Origin of the sequence: Alicyclobacillus fodiniaquatilis (assembly GCF_042678105.1) — a bacterium.
Taxonomy (GTDB): Bacteria; Bacillota; Bacilli; order Alicyclobacillales; family Alicyclobacillaceae; genus Alicyclobacillus; species Alicyclobacillus fodiniaquatilis.
Genome location: NZ_JBHUCX010000083.1, coordinates 108,930 through 130,235 on the forward strand (window position 1 = coordinate 108,930; position 21,306 = coordinate 130,235).

General features: G+C 51.3%; 21 protein-coding genes, 1 tRNA gene and 1 riboswitch. All 22 genes read right to left on the bottom strand.

The genetic code is table 11. The annotated features are described in order from the left end of the window. Window positions 1-15: 15 nt before the first annotated feature. A complete protein-coding gene (locus ACFSB2_RS20085) occupies window positions 16-1,254 on the bottom strand; it encodes a hypothetical protein (RefSeq protein ID WP_377944888.1) in 1,239 nt (412 codons plus the stop codon). A 16-nt stretch (window positions 1,255-1,270) separates the two neighbouring features. Further along, entirely contained in the window at window positions 1,271-1,732 is a 462-nt protein-coding gene (locus ACFSB2_RS20090; protein WP_377944889.1) for an RNA polymerase sigma factor, read from the bottom strand. A gap of 446 nt (window positions 1,733-2,178) precedes the next feature. Continuing rightward, the gene (locus ACFSB2_RS20095) at window positions 2,179-2,625 is read right to left on the bottom strand and encodes a hypothetical protein (protein WP_377944890.1); all 447 of its coding nucleotides are present in this window, start codon (window positions 2,623-2,625) and stop codon (window positions 2,179-2,181) included. 220 nt (window positions 2,626-2,845) lie between these two features. Further along, a complete protein-coding gene (locus ACFSB2_RS20100) occupies window positions 2,846-3,811 on the bottom strand; it encodes a DMT family transporter (RefSeq protein WP_377944891.1) in 966 nt (321 codons plus the stop codon). Window positions 3,812-3,953: 142 nt separating this feature from the next. After that, window positions 3,954-4,101, bottom strand: a riboswitch (FMN riboswitch). Window positions 4,102-4,146: 45 nt separating this feature from the next. After that, window positions 4,147-5,313 carry a Gfo/Idh/MocA family protein gene (locus ACFSB2_RS20105; protein WP_377944892.1) on the bottom strand — a complete coding sequence of 389 codons (1,167 nt, stop codon included), beginning with the start codon at window positions 5,311-5,313 and terminating at the stop codon, window positions 4,147-4,149. 189 nt (window positions 5,314-5,502) lie between these two features. Continuing rightward, on the bottom strand, window positions 5,503-6,546 hold the full coding sequence (locus tag ACFSB2_RS20110; protein WP_377944893.1) for a Gfo/Idh/MocA family protein: 1,044 nt from the start codon (window positions 6,544-6,546) through the stop codon (window positions 5,503-5,505). 66 nt (window positions 6,547-6,612) lie between these two features. Beyond that, window positions 6,613-7,581 carry a sugar phosphate isomerase/epimerase family protein gene (locus tag ACFSB2_RS20115; RefSeq protein ID WP_377944894.1) on the bottom strand — a complete coding sequence of 323 codons (969 nt, stop codon included), beginning with the start codon at window positions 7,579-7,581 and terminating at the stop codon, window positions 6,613-6,615. 36 nt (window positions 7,582-7,617) lie between these two features. Continuing rightward, window positions 7,618-8,361 (bottom strand): sugar phosphate isomerase/epimerase family protein, encoded by a 744-nt coding sequence (locus tag ACFSB2_RS20120; RefSeq protein WP_377944895.1) that lies wholly within the window; start codon window positions 8,359-8,361, stop codon window positions 7,618-7,620. Beyond that, window positions 8,354-9,208, bottom strand: a complete 855-nt coding sequence (locus ACFSB2_RS20125; protein ID WP_377944896.1) for a sugar phosphate isomerase/epimerase family protein — start codon at window positions 9,206-9,208, stop codon at window positions 8,354-8,356. Before ACFSB2_RS20125 ends, ACFSB2_RS20120 begins: the two co-directional genes overlap by 8 nt. A 30-nt stretch (window positions 9,209-9,238) precedes the next feature. After that, window positions 9,239-9,667: a VOC family protein gene (locus tag ACFSB2_RS20130; RefSeq protein ID WP_377944897.1), complete on the bottom strand. Its 429-nt coding sequence runs from the start codon at window positions 9,665-9,667 to the stop codon at window positions 9,239-9,241. A gap of 164 nt (window positions 9,668-9,831) precedes the next feature. Then, the gene (locus tag ACFSB2_RS20135; RefSeq protein ID WP_377944898.1) at window positions 9,832-10,332 is read right to left on the bottom strand and encodes a DUF1854 domain-containing protein; all 501 of its coding nucleotides are present in this window, start codon (window positions 10,330-10,332) and stop codon (window positions 9,832-9,834) included. After that, window positions 10,329-12,512 (bottom strand): ABC transporter transmembrane domain-containing protein, encoded by a 2,184-nt coding sequence (locus ACFSB2_RS20140; protein ID WP_377944899.1) that lies wholly within the window; start codon window positions 12,510-12,512, stop codon window positions 10,329-10,331. Before ACFSB2_RS20140 ends, ACFSB2_RS20135 begins: the two co-directional genes overlap by 4 nt. 291 nt (window positions 12,513-12,803) lie before the next feature. Next, window positions 12,804-13,334 carry a divergent PAP2 family protein gene (locus ACFSB2_RS20145; RefSeq protein WP_377944900.1) on the bottom strand — a complete coding sequence of 177 codons (531 nt, stop codon included), beginning with the start codon at window positions 13,332-13,334 and terminating at the stop codon, window positions 12,804-12,806. A 78-nt stretch (window positions 13,335-13,412) separates the two neighbouring features. Next, window positions 13,413-14,627 carry an MFS transporter gene (locus ACFSB2_RS20150; protein WP_377944901.1) on the bottom strand — a complete coding sequence of 405 codons (1,215 nt, stop codon included), beginning with the start codon at window positions 14,625-14,627 and terminating at the stop codon, window positions 13,413-13,415. Window positions 14,628-14,824: 197 nt separating this feature from the next. After that, the gene (locus ACFSB2_RS20155; protein WP_377944902.1) at window positions 14,825-15,610 is read right to left on the bottom strand and encodes a TrmH family RNA methyltransferase; all 786 of its coding nucleotides are present in this window, start codon (window positions 15,608-15,610) and stop codon (window positions 14,825-14,827) included. Between the two features lie 147 nt (window positions 15,611-15,757). Further along, window positions 15,758-16,117 (bottom strand): 50S ribosomal protein L20, encoded by a 360-nt coding sequence (gene rplT, locus ACFSB2_RS20160; RefSeq protein ID WP_377944903.1) that lies wholly within the window; start codon window positions 16,115-16,117, stop codon window positions 15,758-15,760. 101 nt (window positions 16,118-16,218) lie between these two features. Then, window positions 16,219-16,419, bottom strand: a complete 201-nt coding sequence (rpmI, locus tag ACFSB2_RS20165; RefSeq protein ID WP_377944904.1) for a 50S ribosomal protein L35 — start codon at window positions 16,417-16,419, stop codon at window positions 16,219-16,221. A 30-nt stretch (window positions 16,420-16,449) separates the two neighbouring features. Then, window positions 16,450-16,950 (bottom strand): translation initiation factor IF-3, encoded by a 501-nt coding sequence (gene infC, locus ACFSB2_RS20170; protein WP_377944905.1) that lies wholly within the window; start codon window positions 16,948-16,950, stop codon window positions 16,450-16,452. A gap of 226 nt (window positions 16,951-17,176) precedes the next feature. Then, window positions 17,177-19,108 (bottom strand): threonine--tRNA ligase, encoded by a 1,932-nt coding sequence (gene thrS, locus ACFSB2_RS20175; protein ID WP_377945006.1) that lies wholly within the window; start codon window positions 19,106-19,108, stop codon window positions 17,177-17,179. A 446-nt stretch (window positions 19,109-19,554) separates the two neighbouring features. After that, the gene (gene ytxC, locus ACFSB2_RS20180) at window positions 19,555-20,466 is read right to left on the bottom strand and encodes a sporulation protein YtxC (RefSeq protein WP_377944906.1); all 912 of its coding nucleotides are present in this window, start codon (window positions 20,464-20,466) and stop codon (window positions 19,555-19,557) included. 134 nt (window positions 20,467-20,600) lie between these two features. Continuing rightward, window positions 20,601-20,675 (bottom strand) — tRNA-Val (locus ACFSB2_RS20185). A 170-nt stretch (window positions 20,676-20,845) separates the two neighbouring features. Beyond that, the coding region (locus tag ACFSB2_RS20190; protein ID WP_377944907.1) for an acyl-CoA thioesterase at window positions 20,846-21,306 on the bottom strand (461 nt) is incomplete at its 5' end.

A 21,306-nucleotide genomic window follows, 5' to 3' on the forward strand; every position in this document is an offset into this window, starting at 1 on the left:
CAGCAAAATACTCAGTTACAGCTTCAGAAAGTTAATGTTCGCGATGTAACTATCGTCTGACTCCGCTTCTTCTTCTACTTCAACGATGGCTTGTTCTTCCTCCGGTTGGCCAATATGCCCTTCGTTCTTGCGCAATTTTACTTGAATGACGCCGCATTGCGCTACGCTGCCATGAATGACGCCGTAGTTGTCGATGAACGCGATTTTTTCGTACAGTGTGGCGGGATCGACATCTGCAGCAATGGTCAACATGCCATGTACGACAAGCGTAAGTTCGCCCTTTGTATATTCCAATTCGCTATCTGTAAGTGTGTACTCGCCTTCAACCCTAACAAGTCGACCACTGTAATCAAGCACCTCGGACACAGAATCATCGTCACAACGCTGGACGACGGCTGCCTTAAGTTCTTTCTTACAGATAATTTTTCCTGCGTGAATTTGCGTGATGGCTGCTTCCAGTGACGCTGTAGACACATCTTCGCCAATCGTCAGGGTACCCGTCACATATAGTTTCGCGGCTTGATAACGCGTGATGGAAGCAGCATCGATTTGGAGGTCTTTATCGACAAAAATCGCCGCCGCTGGAATGAGCTTCAGTTCTCTCCGCGCTGCAACTTGCATTTTTTTGGATATCGCTTCGGCATATTCCTCGCGGATCAACAGATTGCCCAAGCATGCGAGCTTGCCTAACCGTTCCTCCAAGAGTGTAATATCCAATGAATCAATGATCCGTGTTGTTCCCATCACGACAAGCTTTGTCCCCGGCTGAAGCGATTGCAGATAGTGGTTGTCTAAGACCACTTCCTTTACCAACACATCTGCATCATCCATGTACGTAACCATATTGCCATTGTGCGATTGAATTTTTGTCTGAAGGACGCCGCTCAAAGATTCCGGACAGTACAGATTTCCATTGACAAACAATCCGCCAACTGCCTTTTCAATCGTCTCTGGTAAAACACCGGGTTCCACAATCACGTTTCCGTTGACCAAATAAAAGATGAGTTCCCCGCTGCTTGATTCGAACCCTTTGCCAATCTTGAACTCTCCATTGACCACTTGCACGCGACTACATGCTTCCGGGATCTCGGTTGACGCGTTTACATTCACAAGTTTGATCCCGGCTAAGAATTTGGCAGATTGCTTGCTGTAAAGCATCAGATTGACATTTTCGATGGCTGTTACGTCAGTGAAGTTTTCTTCGGTCGCTTCGGTGAGATCGAGCAGATTGACGTTGCGAATGACTTTTCCCATTACACCATGCTCCTATTCATTCTCGTATTTTCTTGCGCAACAACTTGATGGCCGTGTGCAGACGATGACGGACCGTGGCTGCAGGGAGTTCCAGCGTATCGGCAATCTGCCGACTATTCATGCCCAACCAGTAGCGCCGATGCACGATATCCCGCAACGGTGACGGGAGCTGTTCTAGCAACTCCTGCATTTCGATGCGGGATTGACCCGCAAAATCGAGTGCTGGCTCGAACTGCTCTGCCAAAGGCACCTCAAACCGCGCTTTGCGCCGTCTGTCATAGAAATCATTCCGCAAGACGGTGAACAGCCACGCCCGGCGTTTGGACTCGGGTAGACTGGCAAGCTGGGTTGTGTGGGACAAAGCCCGCAGGAACGTCTCCTGCAACAGGTCCTCCGCCTCCCGTTCATTTCTCGCGATGGCTTTGGCAAATCGCTTCAATTCCGCCCCATGTTTGTAATACAAATCCTCAATCAGCACAGCATCTTCGCCCCATCGCTTGGAATGCGCGTTTCAAACGCTTTAGACCGCCATGCGTGATGCGTCCCGCACCAGCAGTATCATGAAAATGCCAGTTGATCGAAGCATCGCGGATGGCGCACGCAAAGGTATCGACTTTATTTTCAGGGTAGATGGCGGATGTCCTCCCTGCCACATCTGTATAACGATTGAGTTGCGCAAAGTGTTTGATTTTTTTGAGCGGTGGTTAAAAAATTTTTTAGAAGATGAGAATATGGCGCGGCATTTTTGTAGAAACGGTTATCCATCTTGCAGCAATGCTTCGAAGGATTGATACAAGCGTTCTTCACACATCACTTATGTATTGTAAAAACTGCCCTTGTGTTGACTGGCTGGTCGCTGCACAGTGACATATCACATCAATTTACTTCCCCTTGCTCTTAGAAGTAAATCAGGCACACTGTCTCTCATTTTTTGGCGTTGAACGTCTTTCTTTTCCGCCTGCGCGTTATGAACAATGCGAAGAAACCCAACACGCCTAGTATCGTGATCATCCATAGATACGGCAAAGACTCAATTGGCTCCGAGAACGTCAGTGAGTTGGATGACGCTTCCTCAATGACAAACGTCTGGCCGTCCAAAGCGAACATATGGTCACTGGCAGGGATCAAGTCAGGTACATTGTCAGGGCCATTTGCAAAAACAAGTTCCCCTTTTCCATTCATGCCATTGTATGTCCAATTGTCGATAACCTTTTCGCCTGGTGTGACTTCGCGATGTAGGGGATCCAAGGATTGAAAGGGGTCTATAAAGCGAAATAGCGCAAATGCAACGATGAGTAAAATGCAGAACACGGCGACGGAAAGGATCTTTCTAGGGAAATGATTGTTTTTTGTGGACTTAAATTTTTTCAATTTGACATCCCTCATTCGAAAAGACGAGATGCGCAAAACCCTTATTCATATCTATACGCAAACTTGTACGTAAAGATGTTAAACCAACTGAAGTGTCCACTTTTGAGATGCCCTGCATCGTACTTTATGGATGAATCATCCGACCCGCTCGTGATTCTACCCTTATCTAATCGTTACCACGCAGGGCATGCTCGTCTTGTGCCACTATGCAATCGCACACTCAGTCATTGACGGATGACATCCGAGACAATGCGCGCAGTGATGTTCTTTTCCTCCGCTCCGGCGCCCAGGACAGCGACAAGACAGCCAGCCAAACAATGGCGAAACCAACCCATTGGCCAAGTGTGATCACCTCATGTAAGACCAGCCAATTGAGCAAAATCCCAGTTGCCGGAAAAGCCAATTCGGCTATGGTGGCATACGATGCACGCACACCATGGAGTCCACGGTAGTAGATGAGCAAACTGATCAAACTAGGCACGAGCGTCTGGAAGAGCAAGTTCGCGAGCACTGGCGTCAAGGATAATGCATGCAACATATTGCCCCAATGCGGATGCCCGACCGAAACAATGGTAAAGAGCAGCGGGAGCGCAATGGCGAAGCGCAGGGCCGTCACCGTCGTAAAAGACACCTTCGTAACAAGGCGCTTGCCCATCACGGTCGATCCGCCCCACAACACGGCCGCGCCGATGGCCAACAGCGCGCCAGTCAATTGCCCATCATGGCCGACACTCCCTGGACGATGAAAGCCAAATGTCAGAAAGTACGCGCCGACCAAAGCCGCGATCAACACGAGCCAATAACTTTTACGCACGCGCTCTTTGAGTACCCAAGCGGCTAAAAGCACAGCAAAAACGGGCTGTAATTTTTGTAGAATCAGCACTACATTGGCGTTGCCGTACGTAAAACCAGCGGTGAACAGAATCGAGGCAATCGCTGATCCACCCCAAGCGATAAACAAGACCGCCAACCAATCGCCCATATTGAGCGTTTTTAGTTCGCGACGCTTCCAAATCAAGACAGGAATCGAAAAAAAGGCGAGCAATAGATGCTCCAAAAAGACAATTTGCGTGGACGTGAAATGGTGGAGCAACGCAACAATGAAAACTGCGTCAAGCCCCCACATGGCCGCGCCGATGGCAATCCACCAAATGGCGCTGCGAGATTTTGTCTGTGCTGCCGTCAATTCAAAAACCTCCAACCAACGTTGATGAAGATTTGAATTGAACCTTCCTAGAAGGACCACGAAAAAAACAAAACGCCTCAAAGGAAAAATCCTCAGAGGCGCACGCGGAATTGGGTATGGCCTATAACAGACCATGCCCAATGAATACCTTCTCCCATCCGGACTATACCGTCGGCCTTGGAGTTTCACCAAGTCAGTCGATGTCAAACAACACATCAAGTCGCGGGCTTCCGTCGCAAAAAGCGACTGTCACCGCCGGTCGGGAATTTCACCCTGCCCCGAAGGTTCATATTCAGTTGAACTTATTTTAACACGGACTCATGGCGATGAACAGGTTATGCCTGTTCAACCTTCACCCAACGCCCTGCTTCGCTTGATGCTTCAATTGCTGCGAGCACCGCTTGATCGCGAAGGCCATCTTCGAAATCGGGTTTCACCTGTGTTCCATTGGCGATGGCGCGGAACGTCTCAGCAAACAGGCCGATAAAGGTGTGCTCATAACCGATGATGTGCCCAGCTGGCCAATAAGCTGCAGCATACGGATGCTCCGCCTCTGTACAATTGATGGTGCGGAACCCTTGCTGGCCAGCCTTATCGTCTGTGAAATAGACGTGCAGATTGTTCATGTTCTCCAAATCCCAACGGATGGAGCCATGTTCACCGTTGATTTCAAAACGGTTGCCATTGCGATTGCCAGCTGCGAACCGAGATGCTTCAAACACACCCATGGCACCATTTTGAAAACGCGCCAAGAAGGAGACCGCGTCGTCGACATCGACCTCGCCCATTTTGCCGCCTTCTGTGGATGCGTTCAAACCGCCCGACATCTCACCAAGTGGCCGTTCTTTGATAAACGTGGTCATTTCGCTGACCAGTTCATCAATTTCGCCAACCAGGAACCGCGCCAAGTCGATGATATGTGCGCCAATGTCCCCCAGTGCGCCAGAGCCTGTGACTTCCTTGCGCAGACGCCAAACGAGCGGGAAGGACGGATCCATGATCCAATCCTGCAAATATTGGGCGCGAATGTGGTAAATACGGCCGAGTCGTCCGCTCTCAATCAATTGCTTCGCGTATTGAACAGCCGGTGCAAAACGATAGTTGTGACAAACCGCGTTCACAACCCCAGCCTTATCCGCAGCCGCCTTCATTTCACGCGCCTGATCCATCGTCAATGCAAGGGGTTTCTCACAGATGACATGTTTGCCAGCTTCCATCGCGGCAAGCGCAATTTCGGCGTGCACATTGTTCGGTGTCACAATGTCGATGACATCGATGTCATCTCGTTCGATCAACCGCCGCCAATCTGTCTCATACGACTCGAACCCGTACTGGTTTGCCGCCGCCTGTACGGCCTTTTCGTTACGGCCGGAGACTGCAGCCATCACCGGGACGACACCCGTATCGAAGAAGAAGGGCAAATCGCGATAAGCATGGCTGTGCGCCTTGCCCATAAATTGATACCCAACCATACCAACCCGAATTTTTCGTTCATTTCCCATTTGCCGCCACACCTTTCTCGAAAAAAAGAATCATTGACAAAAGAGGGGGAGAGCCCCCTCTTCGTTGCTTTTCCTAATCCTCATCGGACACCTGATGCAGGCCAGCCACATGCCCGATGAAAAGGCATGTGGCTGACCCTGCTGGAGAGAGACGTGTCACACACGACGCTCTATCCCAGCAGTTCAATCTTACAATTTGACAGGTGCACCTGATTCAGCCGAATCATACAAGCCATTGATGATGCGTTGGAGCATAACCCCTTGCTCTGGCGTTGAAATCGGAGCAGGTCCACCCAAACAAGCATCGACAAATCGCGCAACTTCCACTTCATAGCTGTTCCGTTGCGGCATGTACGCAGGCGTCGCATTGATGAGCGTCTCGTGTTTCTCTTGATACACTTCCAACGGGAATACCTCAGCGCCGCCGATGTCTCCCATCAATTTCACTTGCATTTCATCGGATTTGCCGATGTTTGCCGCAAAGGCAGATTCCAGCACCAACGATGCGCCATTTTTGAAGCGAATCATGCCGCGCGCCATATCTTCAACCGAAAAGTTTTTCCAATCCCAGCTACCCATCATACCGACGCCTTCTCTGGTGCCCAACTTCTGATAAGTGGCGCCAAACACAGTCTCCGGCTCTGGATACCCCATCAGGTACAGCGCTGTATCCAGCATATGTACACCAATGTCGATGAGCGGTCCTCCGCCCTGCAATTCCTTGTTGGTAAACACGCCCCAACCCGGAATGCCGCGTCGACGAAGGGCAATGGCGGTGGCTGCATAAATGTCGCCCAGTTCACCATCGCGAATGAAACGTTTTAACGTCTCTACTTCTTGCGAATGGCGATAATGGAAGCCGTAAGTGAGATATTTGCCTGCTGCTTTGGCCGTTGCCGCCATCTCTTCCGCCTCTGCAACGGTCATTGCCGGCGGCTTTTCACAAAGCACGTGACAACCAGCTTTCAGCGCCGCAAGCGTGGAGACACTGTGAAACTTGTTCGGTGTACAAATGCTGACGGCGTCCAGTTCAGCAGAACTGAGCATCTCATCGACGGAACCAAAGAAGTGCGGGATATCGTGCGCTTTTGCACAAGCTTCAGCGCGATCCACCGCAACATCCGCCACGGCTACAATTTCCACACGTTCACCGCATTTTTTATAATTTGGAATATGGGCGCCCTGGGCGATACCGCCTGCACCAACAATCCCTACACGCAATTTATCTGCCATTGTCAACTTCCTCCTAGACACGTGCTAGACGCACGAACATATCACTTAAGCATTGGCACACGCAGCTTAAGCCCACCACATTTTCTCAAGGCCTTCACGGATCAAAATCGGTTTCAAAAAGGCAACCGCTTTTTGGAATCCTTCTTCAATCGACATCAAGCTATCCTCGTGCTCAATGCTGATGGCCCCATCATAACCGTTTACTTTCAGCGCACTGATGATGTTGCGCCATGTCTCTTCACCATGTCCATAGCCCACCGTGCGGAAGATCCAAGAGCGCGCCTTTTCATCGGAATATGGTTTGTTGTCCAGTACGCCATTTGTCGCTGTGTTGTACACATCAATCGCGGTATCCTTCGCATGGACGTGGAAAATCGCACCTGCAGCAGCCAAATCGCGAATGCCTTTGATGGGATCCATCCCTTGCCAGAACAAATGGCTGGGATCGAAGTTGACACCGATATTGTCACCACATGCTTCCCGCAATTGCAGCATCGTCTCCGTGTTGTACACCACGAACCCTGGATGTGGCTCAATGGCTACGCGGACATTGTGCTCGCGCAAGAATTTGCTTTGTTCACTCCAGTATGGAATGACCTTTTGCTCCCATTGCCACTTGAGCACTTCGCTGTGTTCAGTCGGCCATGGGCAAGTGACCCATACAGAGTGTTGCGATTGTTCGGACTCACCAGGGCAGCCAGAGAACGTGATGACGGTTTCGACGCCCAGCTTTTCAGCCAGCAACACCGTTTTTTGAAATATTTCATGCGCCGCCTGCGCAGCAGCCTTGTTTGGATGAATCGGATTGTCGTGACAGCTGAGCGCGCTGATGCTCAAACCGCGTTGCTCAATGCTCTTTTTAAAGGCTTGCAATTTTTCATCGCTCGCCAACAATTCATCTGGATTGCAATGCGCATTGCCTGGGCATCCACCCGTTCCGATTTCAACGGTGTCGAGACCGCTTTCCGCCACATAATCCAGCATCTCTTCAAATGACTTTTCACCAAAGAGCACTGCAAAAACACCCAGTTTCAAAGTCTTCACTCCCCATCAAATTCACATCTGCATCACTTAGCGCTGTTGCAACAAAAACTGTAAACTGGTTTGAATCGATTCAAGCGGGTCTCCAGGGCATACGTCCTGTTCGACAATGTACCACTTGGCGCCAGCCTGTTCGGCAGCGGCAAAAATGTCGGGCCATGGCAACACGCCTTGACCAACTGTGTCAAACGATCCGTCTTTTGCAGACATGTCCTTGACGTGCAGCAGATCACAGCGGTTTTTGTATTTTTGGATGTACGCAACCGGATCTTGACCAGCGCGTTTTATCCAATACAAATCCAGCTCGGCTTGAACGTGATTGGCAGACGTATTTGCAAAAAGCACGTCCAGCGCAAACTCGTCCCCTACTTTTGCAAACTCAAAATCATGGTTGTGGTAAGCGAACTGCAAGCCTGCTTCCTGGCAACGAGCGCCGATCTTTTCCAGCACAGACGCGAGGGACGCAATCGCTTCCGGCGTCTCTCTGCGCGATTCCGGCAACCATGGACAAACCACGTACTCGAGGCCAAGTTCAACCGATTCTGAGATGACTTGTTCCAACTCGTGCTCCAGCCGATCCAAAGCCACGTGACTGGACAGGGGCTTCAGCCCCAAATCGTCAACCACGCCGCGAAGTTCTTTCGCCGTCATGCCGCCAAAGTGGTGGAACTCAACCGCTTGATAACCTATCTTTGCTACTTTCTTCAAAGTACCGATGAAATCCTGCTCCATCAGTTCACGAAGCGTATATAACTGCAAACCAATCTCAGGCACGTGCGCTTGCCCCCTCACGCGCTGCCTGAATGTAGCCCTCGACAGCAGCAAACGCCTTTTTCGCAGCCGTGTTCTCCGCGTCTCCGATAGGCTCTTTATTGAGTACTTCCAAAGAGACCGGCCCATTGTAACCTGTCTCGCCGAGCGCTTGGAAGAAGCCAGCCAAGTCAATCGCGCCTTCACCTGGCAGCACACGCTCGAAATCATGTGCCAAATGCGGTGGTTGCGGCGTGTCGTTCACATGAACGTGCACAATCTGATGGCCTTTGAGTGCGCTTACTTCCGACAGCGGAACTTCTGCTGTGTAAGCATGGTAACTGTCCAACAGAATGCCGACGTTTGGCGCACCGATGCCTTCGATATAAGCCAACGCGTCTGCCAACGTCACTACGAACGGATATTTTTTATTGCGCAGATGATGCGGTCCGACAAACTCCAAGCCGAGACGGACGCCATATGCCGCGAGGATATTTGCACAGCGGCGCAGACGGCTTGCAAGACGGCTTGCGTACGGCACCGGAAGTTCGTCGATGGACGGCCACAAAAATGTGCAGCACCGCGTTCCACCGAGACGAATTGCGCGTTCCGCTTCTGCTTCGAGACGTGAGAGACCGCTTTCAAAATCCGCTTCGCTTCCAAACAGATTGACTGGCAGACCGAAGCTCCCCAACTTCAGACTGCGCGCTGCAAACAATTCGTCCAATGCCGCTTCACCGTGCGACTCAGCTTCCTTCGCCAGCCATGAGCCATCCACGTCGACATACTCGTACCCAATCGAGTGGGCGAGATCCAAATATGGAACCAGTTCCCGAACCGCAACAATAGAAGGATGTAAACATGCTTTCATTTCAAATTATCCCCTTTCAGTGATGTGTGATCATTTCACCTCTAGCGCACGACGCGCGCGCGCCTGCGGAGAATCCGGGTGAATTTGCATAAATTCAATCGGATTTCCGTCTGGATCATGTGTCCAGCACTGCAGATTGTGATCTAACCCCTGTTGAATCTCGACATCCAGCACGACGCCTTTTGAACGCAACATGTCGGCTGTTTGAGCGATGTCATCCACCTCAAAGCAGAGGTGCGCAAATCCAACGCGGTGTGAATCTCTTGCTAGTTTCACTTTACCACCATAGAACAGTTCTATGAACCGACCATCTGGAATTTTGACATACACAATCCACGGGTTCCCCGCTTTATCGTGAATCTCAAACGCTTTTTCGCACCCAAGCACATCACAGTAGAATTGAAGAGAAGCTTCCATGTCCTCGACGGTGAGGGCGAGGTGGCCCAAGGTTGTCATCATGCCTATGCTTCCTCCTTCATCAAGTCATATGTCTGATAGAACGATTATTGCGCTTACCGAATTTAAACACAGAGACGTTTCGCTTGCCATGTCCAAATCGGTTACCTTATTGCACATATGGCTACTTTATGAGCGGGTGATCCAAAATCAGGATCAGAATGTGCTTATTGCACTTTTTTCAGTTGCATTCGGCTGCGTCCATCCAATGCGCTGATGCGCACCTCACAACGCCGACCATCCACATCCGTGACCAGCAAGCGATCTGCGGAAACCGTCTGGACGTGATCGTGCAAATTTGGCATCATCAGCTCGATATCGCCTCTGTCCGTGGTCACGTGCCAACGCCACATGCCTGGTTCCTGATTGATGCGATGCACCTGTTTGACAATCGGCACAACATACCGAAGGCGCAGTTCCTGCTCGGTATGACGGCGAGTCTCGGTGGACAATTTCTGCAAATCCTCAATCATCCCAATCTCGTCGCCATCTGGAACGGACACGACAATATATCGATCCGGCTGCGACAGCGGAAACACGCGCGTCAGAGCCACTTCTGCATAGTCCACGCCGTCGATGACCGCCTGCAATACACCGCTTTCATTCCTGCTAAATGACACTGATTCTGCGTCCAGCACCCGTGTTTCATATGGATCTAAGGCGCTCATCCTTCGATCCCCCTAATCTGTGACATCTCCATCTGCGCTTGGACCAACTTGTGATAAATGCCTTCGGACGCCAACAATTCTTCATGTGTACCTGCTTCGACGATTTTACCGCGATCAAACACGACTAGTCGATTGGCGTTGCGCAAAGTGGAGAGGCGGTGAGCAATGGCGAATGTCGTACGACCTTTCACCAGACGTCCAATCGCCTCCTGAATCTGCCTTTCCGTCTCGGTGTCCAGCGAAGCCGTGGCTTCGTCGAGGATGAGAATTTGCGGGTCGTGCAATACAGCGCGCGCGATGGCGATCCGCTGTTTTTCACCACCTGATAGACGATGTCCGCGCTCGCCGACGCGCGTGTCGTAACCGTCGGCCATCCGCAAGATAAATCCATGCGCATTCGCAATTTTAGCCGCGCGGATCACCTCGTACGGCGTCGCATCCGGCTTTGCGTAAGCGATGTTTTCCATCACGGTCCCGTCGAACAAAAATGTCTCCTGCAATACCACGCCGATTTGACGGTGCAAATCCTCCTGCTGAATGTGCCGCAAGTCCGTGCCATCCAACAGAATGTGCCCGCGGTCGGGATCGTAAAACCGACATAATAGATTGATGAAAGTCGACTTACCTGCACCAGAGTGACCGACCAACCCGATCATTTCACCAGGCGCCACATCCAAATCGATATTTTCCAAGACCGGATGATGACGTTCATAACCGAACGTGAGCGATTCAATTTCCACACGTCCTTCAATGATTGGCATCGGTTTTGCGTCGGTGGCTTCGCGAACTTCTGGCACGGTATCGATGATTTCAAACACTCGCTCTGCCGAAGCCAGCGCATTGGTCACCCAATTCATCAACTGGCTAAACCACTGCAAAGGACCGAAAAACATGTTGAGATACGAAATAAAAGCCATCAGTGTACCTAATGTGATGGTATTGTGCAGGACTTCACGCCCGCCAAAATACCAGACCAAAACCAGGCCAAAGCCACTGATAAAATTAAACAGCGGGAAAACGGTCTGCCACATGCCATCCATTTGCGTTGTCAAGCCGACAAGCGAGTGGTTGACCGCCTCGTACCGCTCTTTCTCCAGCGATTCTTGGCCAAATGCCTTGACGACGCGGATCCCGTTCAATGAATCGCCCACCAACACGTTTAAACGCACGCGTGCGCGCCATTGCCGATACCAACGATGACGAACGATTGGCCAAAGCGAGACGGAGGCGACCAAAATCAACGGAGTCGTCACAAAAGCCAAAACCGCCAAGAACCAGTTTAAGCGCAACATCAGCACAATAATGGCGATGAGCGATGTCGCTTGACTGGTCAGCATGATCACGCCATCGGTGAGAAATTGCTGCATCGATTCGGCGTCGTTGTTCACGCGACCGATGAACTGTGAAGTCTGGCGCTTGTCAAAGTAGCTGAGCGAGAGACGCATCAACGCGTTGTACACATCCCGTCGAATGTCTCCCATCATGCGACTGCCCAACCAGACGCCGAGATAGCCTCGTGCCGCCTGTAGGAGCATTTGCAGTACATTCGCCACCAAAAGACTGATGACAAACAATAAAAGGTCACTGCCGAATCGATGCGGCGTCAGGACTTTATCGACAATGAGCTTGGTCAAATAGGGAGGAACCAGCGAAACCACCGTAGCCAAAACCAACAATACAATCGTCCAGAGAAGTAGCCCGCGATATGGTTTGACATAACCAATCAAGCGGGACATCACTTGGCGCTTGTCAATACACAACGGACAGACACTGGTTCCCGGATCCAAAGGACGTCCGCATTTGGGACAATGTTTTGGCAAATCTCGCTCCGAAATCGCGGGTAGTTCTTCCCCCTTGGCCAGCGCGTTGATGGCACCCACCAAGACAGATACTTTAGGCGCCAACCCAGGACTGTAATGCGCGAGTGCGACCGTGCCATCCGTGGTCTCCACAGACAACCGTCCGCCCCCGACGTACATCTGTGTTTTCGCTGACATGACCACACTCAGCGGCACAGCGCGAACTTGCTGGCCCTGGCTGTCTTTGACAATGATAGAATGGGCAGTCAAAATCACCCACTGTTCAGAGAATTCCCCAGATGAATTGATATCTGTTTTTAAACATTGGAGAATTGTGTCTGCAAAATCTTGACGCATTGCCTGCGGCAATTCATCTAACAATTGTAAAATAAAAAATTCCCCCCTGATTATCTAGTCCAAAATGAAAGCGCATACTGGAAATCGAAGGCTATCGTAGTATAGCAAAAACAAATTCATTTCTCCATACGATTTTTGAAAAAACAGATGCTTAGATTTGATATAAAAAAGGCAGCAAGGCGCATACCCTGCTGCACAAACGAAGGAACAAATTTCGTGAATCGACGCCGTTTATATCCAACGCAGCACCATCCGCGCCGCCTTGCCCAACTGGCATTTCATGCCACTGCTGCGAGACACATCGCGCACGGCGGTCTAATGGATAATGAGGCCAACAATCACCCCGACGATAAACCCGCCAATGACTTCTGTCGGCTTATGGCCAACTTGCTCATTCAACACGGGCCAATCGTTCAGCCACCAAGGCACCTTCACCACATTGAGCGGTCGAATGCCCTGTGTTTCAGGCGAGATGGACAGTTCACTCTTCCCATCTGCACTGTCTGCATGACTATCGGCCTGTCCACGCAAATCGTGGAGCAAGCGATTGAGCACAGCCGCCTGCCGTCCCGTCTGCCAACGGACACCTGCTGCGTCATACATGACGACCATTGCGACAAAACAACCAATGCCAAGCACCGGATCTCCACCGCCATAGCGCAGCCACAGCTCGACGACCAACGCCGTCACCAGTGCGGTATGCGAGCTTGGCATCCCGCCGGAGTTGCGGACTTGCCGCCAATCCCAACTGCGCGCCGCGATCATAATGTACAGCGGCTTCAAGCCTTGAGCGACGACCATTGCGACCAATGGCGCCACCCACATATATGCTGAAGGGTGAATCACAATTTGACGCCCCTTTACGAAATACCCTAGACGCGCTTTGAGCAGCGCCGTTTTTACTTCAGAACATCTGCGGCGAACTCAAGAAGCTTTGGATGATTTATCGCGCACTTCTTGCCGGACAAACAACTTGTTCAGTCGCATCATACCGTAAAAAACGCTCATAATGAAGAGAATGACGGCTGCGACGTCAAACGGCGCACTCGGGCCAAACGCATTCCACAGCTCTGTGCCAACGACTGGACCGACTGCCATGCCCAGTCCCTCCACCGTCATAAAGACGCCGTACATCACGGCCCGCCTATCCTCCGTGATGCATTGCGCCACCACCACATTCCACGACGGCAAAATCAGGGCATAAGAACCCCCAAACAAAATGACCGCCAGGAAGATATAGCGCACTGTGTGCAGCCCACCGATGATGGGCAATGAAATGGCCGCCAATAAAAATCCAGTCACCAAAAAAGCGCGATACCCGTATTTGTCCACCAAGCGTCCCATTGGCACTTGCAATAACACCGCTGCAGCGCCGCCAGTCAACAGCAAATAACTGTACATGCGGGAATCTAGATGAAGTACGTTGCGGGCATACAGCACCAGAACCGGCAGTAGCACACCAATGGCAAACGTCTGGACAAACACGCCCGGGAACAAGACTTTGACGCTGTTGACCTCACGTAAGACGGCAAGAATGTGCGCGCGCTTTTTCGCGTGGCTTGCTGGTTTCCAACTGCTCATCACCCACAAGCCAATGGCATAGGCACAAAGCCACAAGACCATCAGCGTGACAAAGCCGCGTTGAACGTGAATGCCAAATAACCAGCTCATGCAAATGGCGCCTAGACCAGCGCCGAGCAACCAGGCCATCATCACGCCGCCCATCGCGGAACCATACGCATCCGGCGAAAGCCCCGCCGTAACCCGCGCAATCACCGCCGGCCACACAGCGGCCATGCCGATGCCAAGTAGCGCGCAGCCAGCTAGAATCAACCAAAATTGATGCTGGCTGATCACGAGAAAGAGACCAAAAGCAGCCACTGCCAACAGCATGCCAGCCACCTTGCGTTGACCCAGGCGATCCACCAGCCAACCCGCAGGTGACCGCAAGCCGGTGTCAAATACATAATGCGCAGCCATCGCGTAGCCAATCGCCGCAGTGGAGTAACCAAGCACATTGTGGACATAAATTGGGAGAATGAAGAAAATGAGCGAACCACGCACAAATTCGCACAGACCAAGCATCAACAAAGCCGCACTGCGCTTTAAGTCGAACACTTTTCCGACCGCATCTTGCACCTGTGTCACCCCCATGCTGAAGATAAAACGTGCCATATGCTGCGAATAACCGCTGTGCTTTTGCGGACACGATTTGTCGTGATTCTTCCGATGCAGTAAAACGCTTCATATGACGCGTAGACAAATTGAGTACACCGGTGACGATTGCATCTTTTCGTTGCAAAGGCTCGGCGAAAGCAAATTCACACAACACAAAATTACGTGTGCGTGCGACCCTGTCGAAATGCCTCATACAACAGAATGCTACCAGCCACCGCTGCATTCAAACTTTCCGTGTCCGTCTGCATCGGGATGGCAACCGTCACGTCCGCATGCGAGCGCACAGCCTCACTTGCGCCAAACGCCTCGCTTCCAATGACCATCAAGGTGGGTCGACGCATGTCGGATGCATAGCACAGTTGCTGTGCATCTGCAGTCGCAAGCATCACCTGCCCTGTCGGATGTGCTGCACGCCACGATTCGATATAATCCAGGCTGTCCGAACTGGTCAGTTGTAACCGAAACATGCCGCCCATCGCCGCGCGCACAACCTTCGGCGCGAACGGATCTACCGTGTTTGTACCGCAACAGACAGACGCAAACCCAAATGCCTCACAGGTTCGCAGCAAGGTGCCTACATTGCCCGGATCCTGCATGCCGTCCAACAACAAAGCATACGGCGAAGGTACAATGTCCAATGCCGATTGCATCTTGGCGACAGCGATCAAACCTTGCGGTGTGATGGTATCCGCAACCTGCGCAAAAGCGGTCGGTGAAAGCTCAAACCAGTTCTTCTTCACTTTAGGATGCTGCTGCAATGCCAGAGACGGCTCGTCCGACGCGACATTCCACAAAATCGCTTCTACATCGTATGCGCTCTTGAGCAATTCCTCGACTAAGCGATAGCCTTCAACAAGAAACAAACTCTGCCGATATCGTCCACGCTTTGTCTTCAATTGACTCCAAGTGCGAACACGTGCATTTTGTGGTGACTCAATGTACACGTCACTGTCCTCCTTGAAACAAGTCTTCCTGAAAATCAAGTCGACACTCGTGTGCGCCATCCGCGCTGCTTCAATTGAAATGCTGACGGCGTAAAGCATTCAATAGATAAAAAACCCGGCCAGACGAAACTGACCGGGCCCCATTTGTCAGGCGTTCACTTTTTCACGTGCAACGTCCACCAACTGTTTAAACGCAGAACCATCGGCTACTGCCAGGTCGGCCAACATTTTGCGATTGACTTCGACGCCCGCCAATTTCAAACCGTACATAAACTTGTTATAGGAAATCCCATTCGAACGCGCTGCCGCGTTGATACGTTGAATCCACAAGCGGCGGAAATCACGCTTGCGTACACGACGATCCCGGTACGCATACATGTATGATTTCATCACCTGTTGTTTTGCCGTCCGGAACAGACGATGTTTCGAACCGCGATAGCCGCGGGCAAGTTTCAAAATCTTCTTATGACGACGGCGCGTCACCATACCACTTTTCACACGTGCCATGACTGAATATGTCCTCCTTTAGACTTTCACGCTGCGCCAGGTTGTCCGAACATGTTTACGGCTTTGAGCCGACATTTTTCGAACACACTGTTGTCAGAATCTTATTTGTAAGCGACCAGTTGCTTAATCCGTTTGATATCGCTCGCAGATACCAGCGTGGTGCCACGGAGACGACGTTTACGAGCTGCAGATTTGTGAGTCGATTTGTGATACGCGAATGCACTTGCACGCTTCAGTTGACCTGATGCCGTGCGCTTCACGCGCTTTTTCAAACCGCTATGTGATTTCATTTTGTTCGACATTTCGGTTTCCTCCATTTTCAAATGAGCGATTTACACGCTCGGCTGCTTCGGTGACAAAATCAGGATCATATGACGACCTTCCAAGCGGGGCATCCGCTCGACAATCGCTTGTTCTTTAGCCGCCGTGGCAAGGCGCAAGAGCAATTCTTGGCCGATGTTCTGGTGCGTGATTTCACGCCCGCGAAAGCGCACCGACACTTTGACCTTCGAGCCATCATTCAGGAATTTGATCACGTTTTTGAGCTTGACGTTAAAGTCGTGTTCTTCGATGTTCGGCGTCATCCGGACTTCCTTGAGCAGCACGACTTTCTGGTTCTTCCGCGACTCTTTTTCCTTCTTGCTCTGCTCGTACTTGAACTTGCCATAGTCCATAACCCGGCAAACAGGTGGTTTCGCGGTCGGTGCGACATTGACTAAATCCAGATTGCGCTCTTCCGCCAAGCGGATTGCGTCGCGCAATGCCATAATGCCGAGTTGCTCATTGTCCTGGTCAACAACACGAACTTCACGAGCACGGATTCCATCATTCACCTGATATCCTTCTTTGCTAATCTGGTGTCACCTCCAAAGTGTGTAGCCGATAACGCGCTGACAAAAAAGCGCAGGCCTTCGCCTGCGCTCCTGGTTGTATTCACTAAGTGACGAAACGCGTCCGTCAGTCCAGGTAACCCGTCAGCGGTGCCGACCAGGTGAGAAGCCGCAGGCTTCTGCTTGGTTTTTTCCAACAGCACTATATTAGATGTTCTTCAGCCGCTCGTCAAGCTTCGACCAATAATGCTTTGCTGGCGACCTCTTGACCCAGCTTGTTCGCAAAGGCGCCCAATTCCATACTCCCTTGGTCACCTGTTTGATACCGTCGAACGGAAACCGTGCCTTCCTCGGCCTCGCGCTGACCCACCACCAATGTGTAAGGAATCTTGTGCACCTGCGCTTCGCGAATCTTATAGCCAATCTTCTCCGGTCGAGTATCGGCCTCTGCGCGCAAGCCCTGTTCGCGCAATTTGTCCTTCACTTGTTCAGCGTACGGCGCAAAGTCGCTGGAAACCGACGCCACAACCACCTGCACCGGCGCCAACCAAGCTGGGAAGGCCCCCTTGTACTGCTCGATGAGAAACGCGGTAAACCGCTCCATCGTGCCCACCACACCTCGGTGAATGACGACCGGACGATGGGTTTTGCCATCCTCGCCGATGTACTCTAAATCAAAGCGGTTCGGCAAGTGGAAATCCAACTGCACAGTGGACAATGTCTCATCCTTGCCCAACGCTGTCCGCACCTGAACGTCCAGCTTCGGTCCATAGAATGCAGCTTCACCCGGCGCTTCGACATAATCCAAGCCGAGATTGTCCATCGCTTTCTTCAACATTTCCTGCGCTTTTTCCCACATCTCGTCGTTCTGCACATATTTTTCAGTGTTGTCGGGATCACGATAGCTCAAACGATGGTAATAATCCTTTATGCCAAAATCTTTGTACACGCGCTCTATCAAGCGGACAACGCGTTCAAACTCGCTTTGAATTTGATCCGGCCGACAAAAAATATGCGCGTCGTTCAACGTCATGGCGCGCACCCGTTGCAAGCCCGCAAGCGCGCCCGACATTTCGTAGCGGTGCATCATACCCAGCTCTGCAATTCGGATAGGCAGTTCCCGATAGCTGTGCAGTTGGTTCTTAAACACCATCATGTGGTGTGGACAATTCATCGGGCGCAGCACCAATTCTTCGTTGTCCATCTCCATCGGCGGATACATATCTTCGTGATAGTGATCCCAGTGACCGGAAATTTTGTACAACTCGACACTCGCCAAGTGCGGTGTATAAACGTGATCGTAGCCCAAGGATTCTTCCAAATCGACGATGTACCGCTCAATGGTGCGGCGGATTTTGGCCCCGTTTGGCAACCACAAAGGCAAGCCATGTCCGACTTCTGGCGACAACATGAAGATGTCCAACTCTTTGCCAATCCGGCGGTGATCCCGCTCTTTCGCTTCCTGCTGCAGGCGCAGGTACTCGTCGAGCTCCGACTTCTTGGCGAACGCCACCGCGTAGAGGCGGGTCAGCATTTCGCGCTTCGAATCTCCCCGCCAGTAGGCGCCGGCGATGTTTTGCAATTGAAACACTTTGATCCGCCCCGTGCTCGGCAGATGCGGTCCGCGGCAGAGATCGACAAATTCCGCTTGCTTGTAAATGGTGAGCGTCGTATCCTCGGGCAAGTCTTCGATGATTTCAACCTTGAACCGATCCTGGCGCTCGCGGAACAATTCGAGCGCCGCCTCGCGCGAAATGACTTCCCGTTCCATCGGGTAGTTCGCTTCGACGATCTTCTTCATCTCAGCCTCGATTTTCGGGAGATCCTCTGGTGTAAAATTGTGATCGGCAAAATCATAATAGAAGCCATTTTCGATGACGGGGCCAATGGCGAACTTGGTGCCGGGAAAAATCCGCGCGACGGCTTGCGCCATTACGTGCGCACAGGTATGGCGCATGACGTCGATCCCCTCGGCATCTTTGAGTGTCAGCAAATCCACCTGCACCCCGGATTCTACAACGCGGGCGAGATCGACAATCTGCCCATCCGCCTTGGCCGCGACAGCTTCCTTCGCCAGACGCGAACTGATGCTCTGCGCGACATCCGCATATGTACTACCTTGCGGCAAGTAGCGTTCAGCGCCATCTTTCAGTCGAAACATGACTTGATTTTCCACAAAGTTTCTCTCCTTTTTTGACAAATAAAAAACGCCCTCGCCCATGGGACGAGAACGTCGGTCACGTGATTCCACCCAAATTCCTTGCTGCCCGAAAAATCACTGGGCATACAAGCTCCACCGCCGTAACGGGGCGTACCGGACACTGTTTCGGCAAAGCTTCCCCAGTGTCTGCTTGGAAAGTGGTGTCCTGCGGCATCTGTGCGGAATGCTTGCAGCCATGTGGCATTCCGTCTCTGGTTCACGTACAGTCGTAGGCGCGTCTTTCCGCAATGCATCAAGCCATTTCAATTCTACCCTGAAAATCATACGTTACCTTGGTGTGTGCCATCCGCGATGCCTTGGTTGACTGGCATTTTCCCGATTTGCTGATGTGGGACATATCACGCATAGCGGTCTATTGGCACCATACGCTACATGAATATCTGATGTCAAGATCTCGTCGGCCCCTGTTTATTGTGAAGATTATTTTCCTTTTCCACTCCTCTGGAAAAATGTTGTCTCGCCTGCTCAAGTTGTTGGCAGGTGCTGCAATGACCGCAGCGAACTGTCCGTTCCGCAAAAACACGCGTCAGTGTTTCAGGAAAACTAGGCCAAGGCGCATCAGGATACGTATCGTGAATGACGATCCGGCAGGGAGATCTGGTGATTAAGATACTCATCGCTAAATCCTCACTATTCACTTCCCCCTCCGATTCGGCAATGGCCGCTTCGGTGACTTCGGTATCACGCACCAACCTGCCAACCGAGTCCATAATCCACACCCGTTCTGGTGAGCAAAACACATGTAGCTCCTGCTCACTCTCTGGCTGTGACTCCAGCATATACCGAAGCATTGCGACAAACTCGTCATATTCACGATCCAGCAAAAACTGGTGCACACGCTCGTCGACTGCGCCGGCCAAGCCATACTTGAATTGTCGCAGTCGGAATCGCACGAATCCGCTTAATTCCAATGTATCGTGACATTTGAGCAAGTTTTGAAAGGCCATTGCTGTACGCTTTCTCCAATCCAGAAATGGTCGGCCACCAATCACCAGTTCTCCTGATTTCAATTCGTGCAAAAGAACCAGAACCAGGTATTCGATCTCATCTTCAGTCAGTTCCCGGTGTTGTTGTTGCAATTCATCATACAACACGTCAAACAACCAGTCGTTCAACAGAACGTTCGTCAAGGTTTCGGCAAACTGCGGAATGAGGGCATCCTCATAGTGAATCGTGATTGCCCGCGCGTGCAAAACAACATCGTCATCGTCGAGAACCACGCCTGGTAGCTGGGACAGCTTGTCGACCAAGACCGTGAACGCATAATCTGTGGCCACTTGAATGCTGCGCACGTTCACCAGTCCTTCCGTCTGATTTTCCCAACCTTATCCTTTCTTCACGTCCAGTATGAGACTGTTCATGGACGGCTATACCGTCTGCATCCAACAAACACAAAAACCGCCAACGCAATGTGCGTCGACGGTCTGTCGCGTGGTGCGGCTGACAGGAATCGAACCTGTGACCCCCACCGTGTCAAGGTGGTGCTCTCCCTCTGAGCTACAGCCGCTTATCAGAAACAGAAAGTATCTTAACATCCTCAAGATAGCATGTCAATCCAAATTTGCTCGTCACGCAAGCTACAACCGTCTGCTGTATCTTATACAGTTGGTGATTCATTCAGTGTAGGCATGCGCAGAGGTCAAAAGTATAATTTTACAGAGCGCGTTTTTTAACGATCTATCTGTCGCGATCAACAGGCAACACGCGGATCTTTGCCCATAATTCAGGCGCGAATTTGTCCAGATTCACTGCCTTTGCATTATCATTTGCGACAAAAGCATGTACTGTGCGTCCAACCGCACACACGGCTCCTTCGTCATCAAATACCTCATATTGAAAATGAAGACGGGTGCGCGTACATGCGACCAGATGTGCAATCACTTTAATTTTGTCTTGCGCGCGCAACGCCTTTTTATATTGACAGGCAACATCGGTGACGACCAGGTGGATACCCGCCTGATTGAACGTACTCATATACTGTATTCCGTTTTCTGACAAAAAGTGCATACGAGCAACCGAAAACCAATCAATATAGGCTGGATGATACACGATACCTGCTGGATCACATTCTCCCCAGCGGACTTCAAGTTCTGTGGCGACCGAACGATGCATGATTTCCTCCCAAAATAGCAAAAAAG

Excerpts from the sequence above, each read along its gene's own strand:
- ACFSB2_RS20085 (WP_377944888.1), bottom strand. The coding sequence starts at position 1,254 with ATGGGAAAAGTCATTCGCAACGTCAATCTGCTCGATCTCACCGAAGCG.
- ACFSB2_RS20105 (WP_377944892.1), bottom strand. The coding sequence starts at position 5,313 with ATGGGAAATGAACGAAAAATTCGGGTTGGTATGGTTGGGTATCAATTT.
- ACFSB2_RS20110 (WP_377944893.1), bottom strand. The coding sequence starts at position 6,546 with ATGGCAGATAAATTGCGTGTAGGGATTGTTGGTGCAGGCGGTATCGCC.
- ACFSB2_RS20125 (WP_377944896.1), bottom strand. The coding sequence starts at position 9,208 with ATGAAAGCATGTTTACATCCTTCTATTGTTGCGGTTCGGGAACTGGTT.
- ACFSB2_RS20130 (WP_377944897.1), bottom strand. The coding sequence starts at position 9,667 with ATGATGACAACCTTGGGCCACCTCGCCCTCACCGTCGAGGACATGGAA.
- ACFSB2_RS20135 (WP_377944898.1), bottom strand. The coding sequence starts at position 10,332 with ATGAGCGCCTTAGATCCATATGAAACACGGGTGCTGGACGCAGAATCA.
- rplT (WP_377944903.1), bottom strand. The coding sequence starts at position 16,117 with ATGGCACGTGTGAAAAGTGGTATGGTGACGCGCCGTCGTCATAAGAAG.
- rpmI (WP_377944904.1), bottom strand. The coding sequence starts at position 16,419 with ATGTCGAACAAAATGAAATCACATAGCGGTTTGAAAAAGCGCGTGAAG.
- thrS (WP_377945006.1), bottom strand. The coding sequence starts at position 19,108 with ATGTTTCGACTGAAAGATGGCGCTGAACGCTACTTGCCGCAAGGTAGT.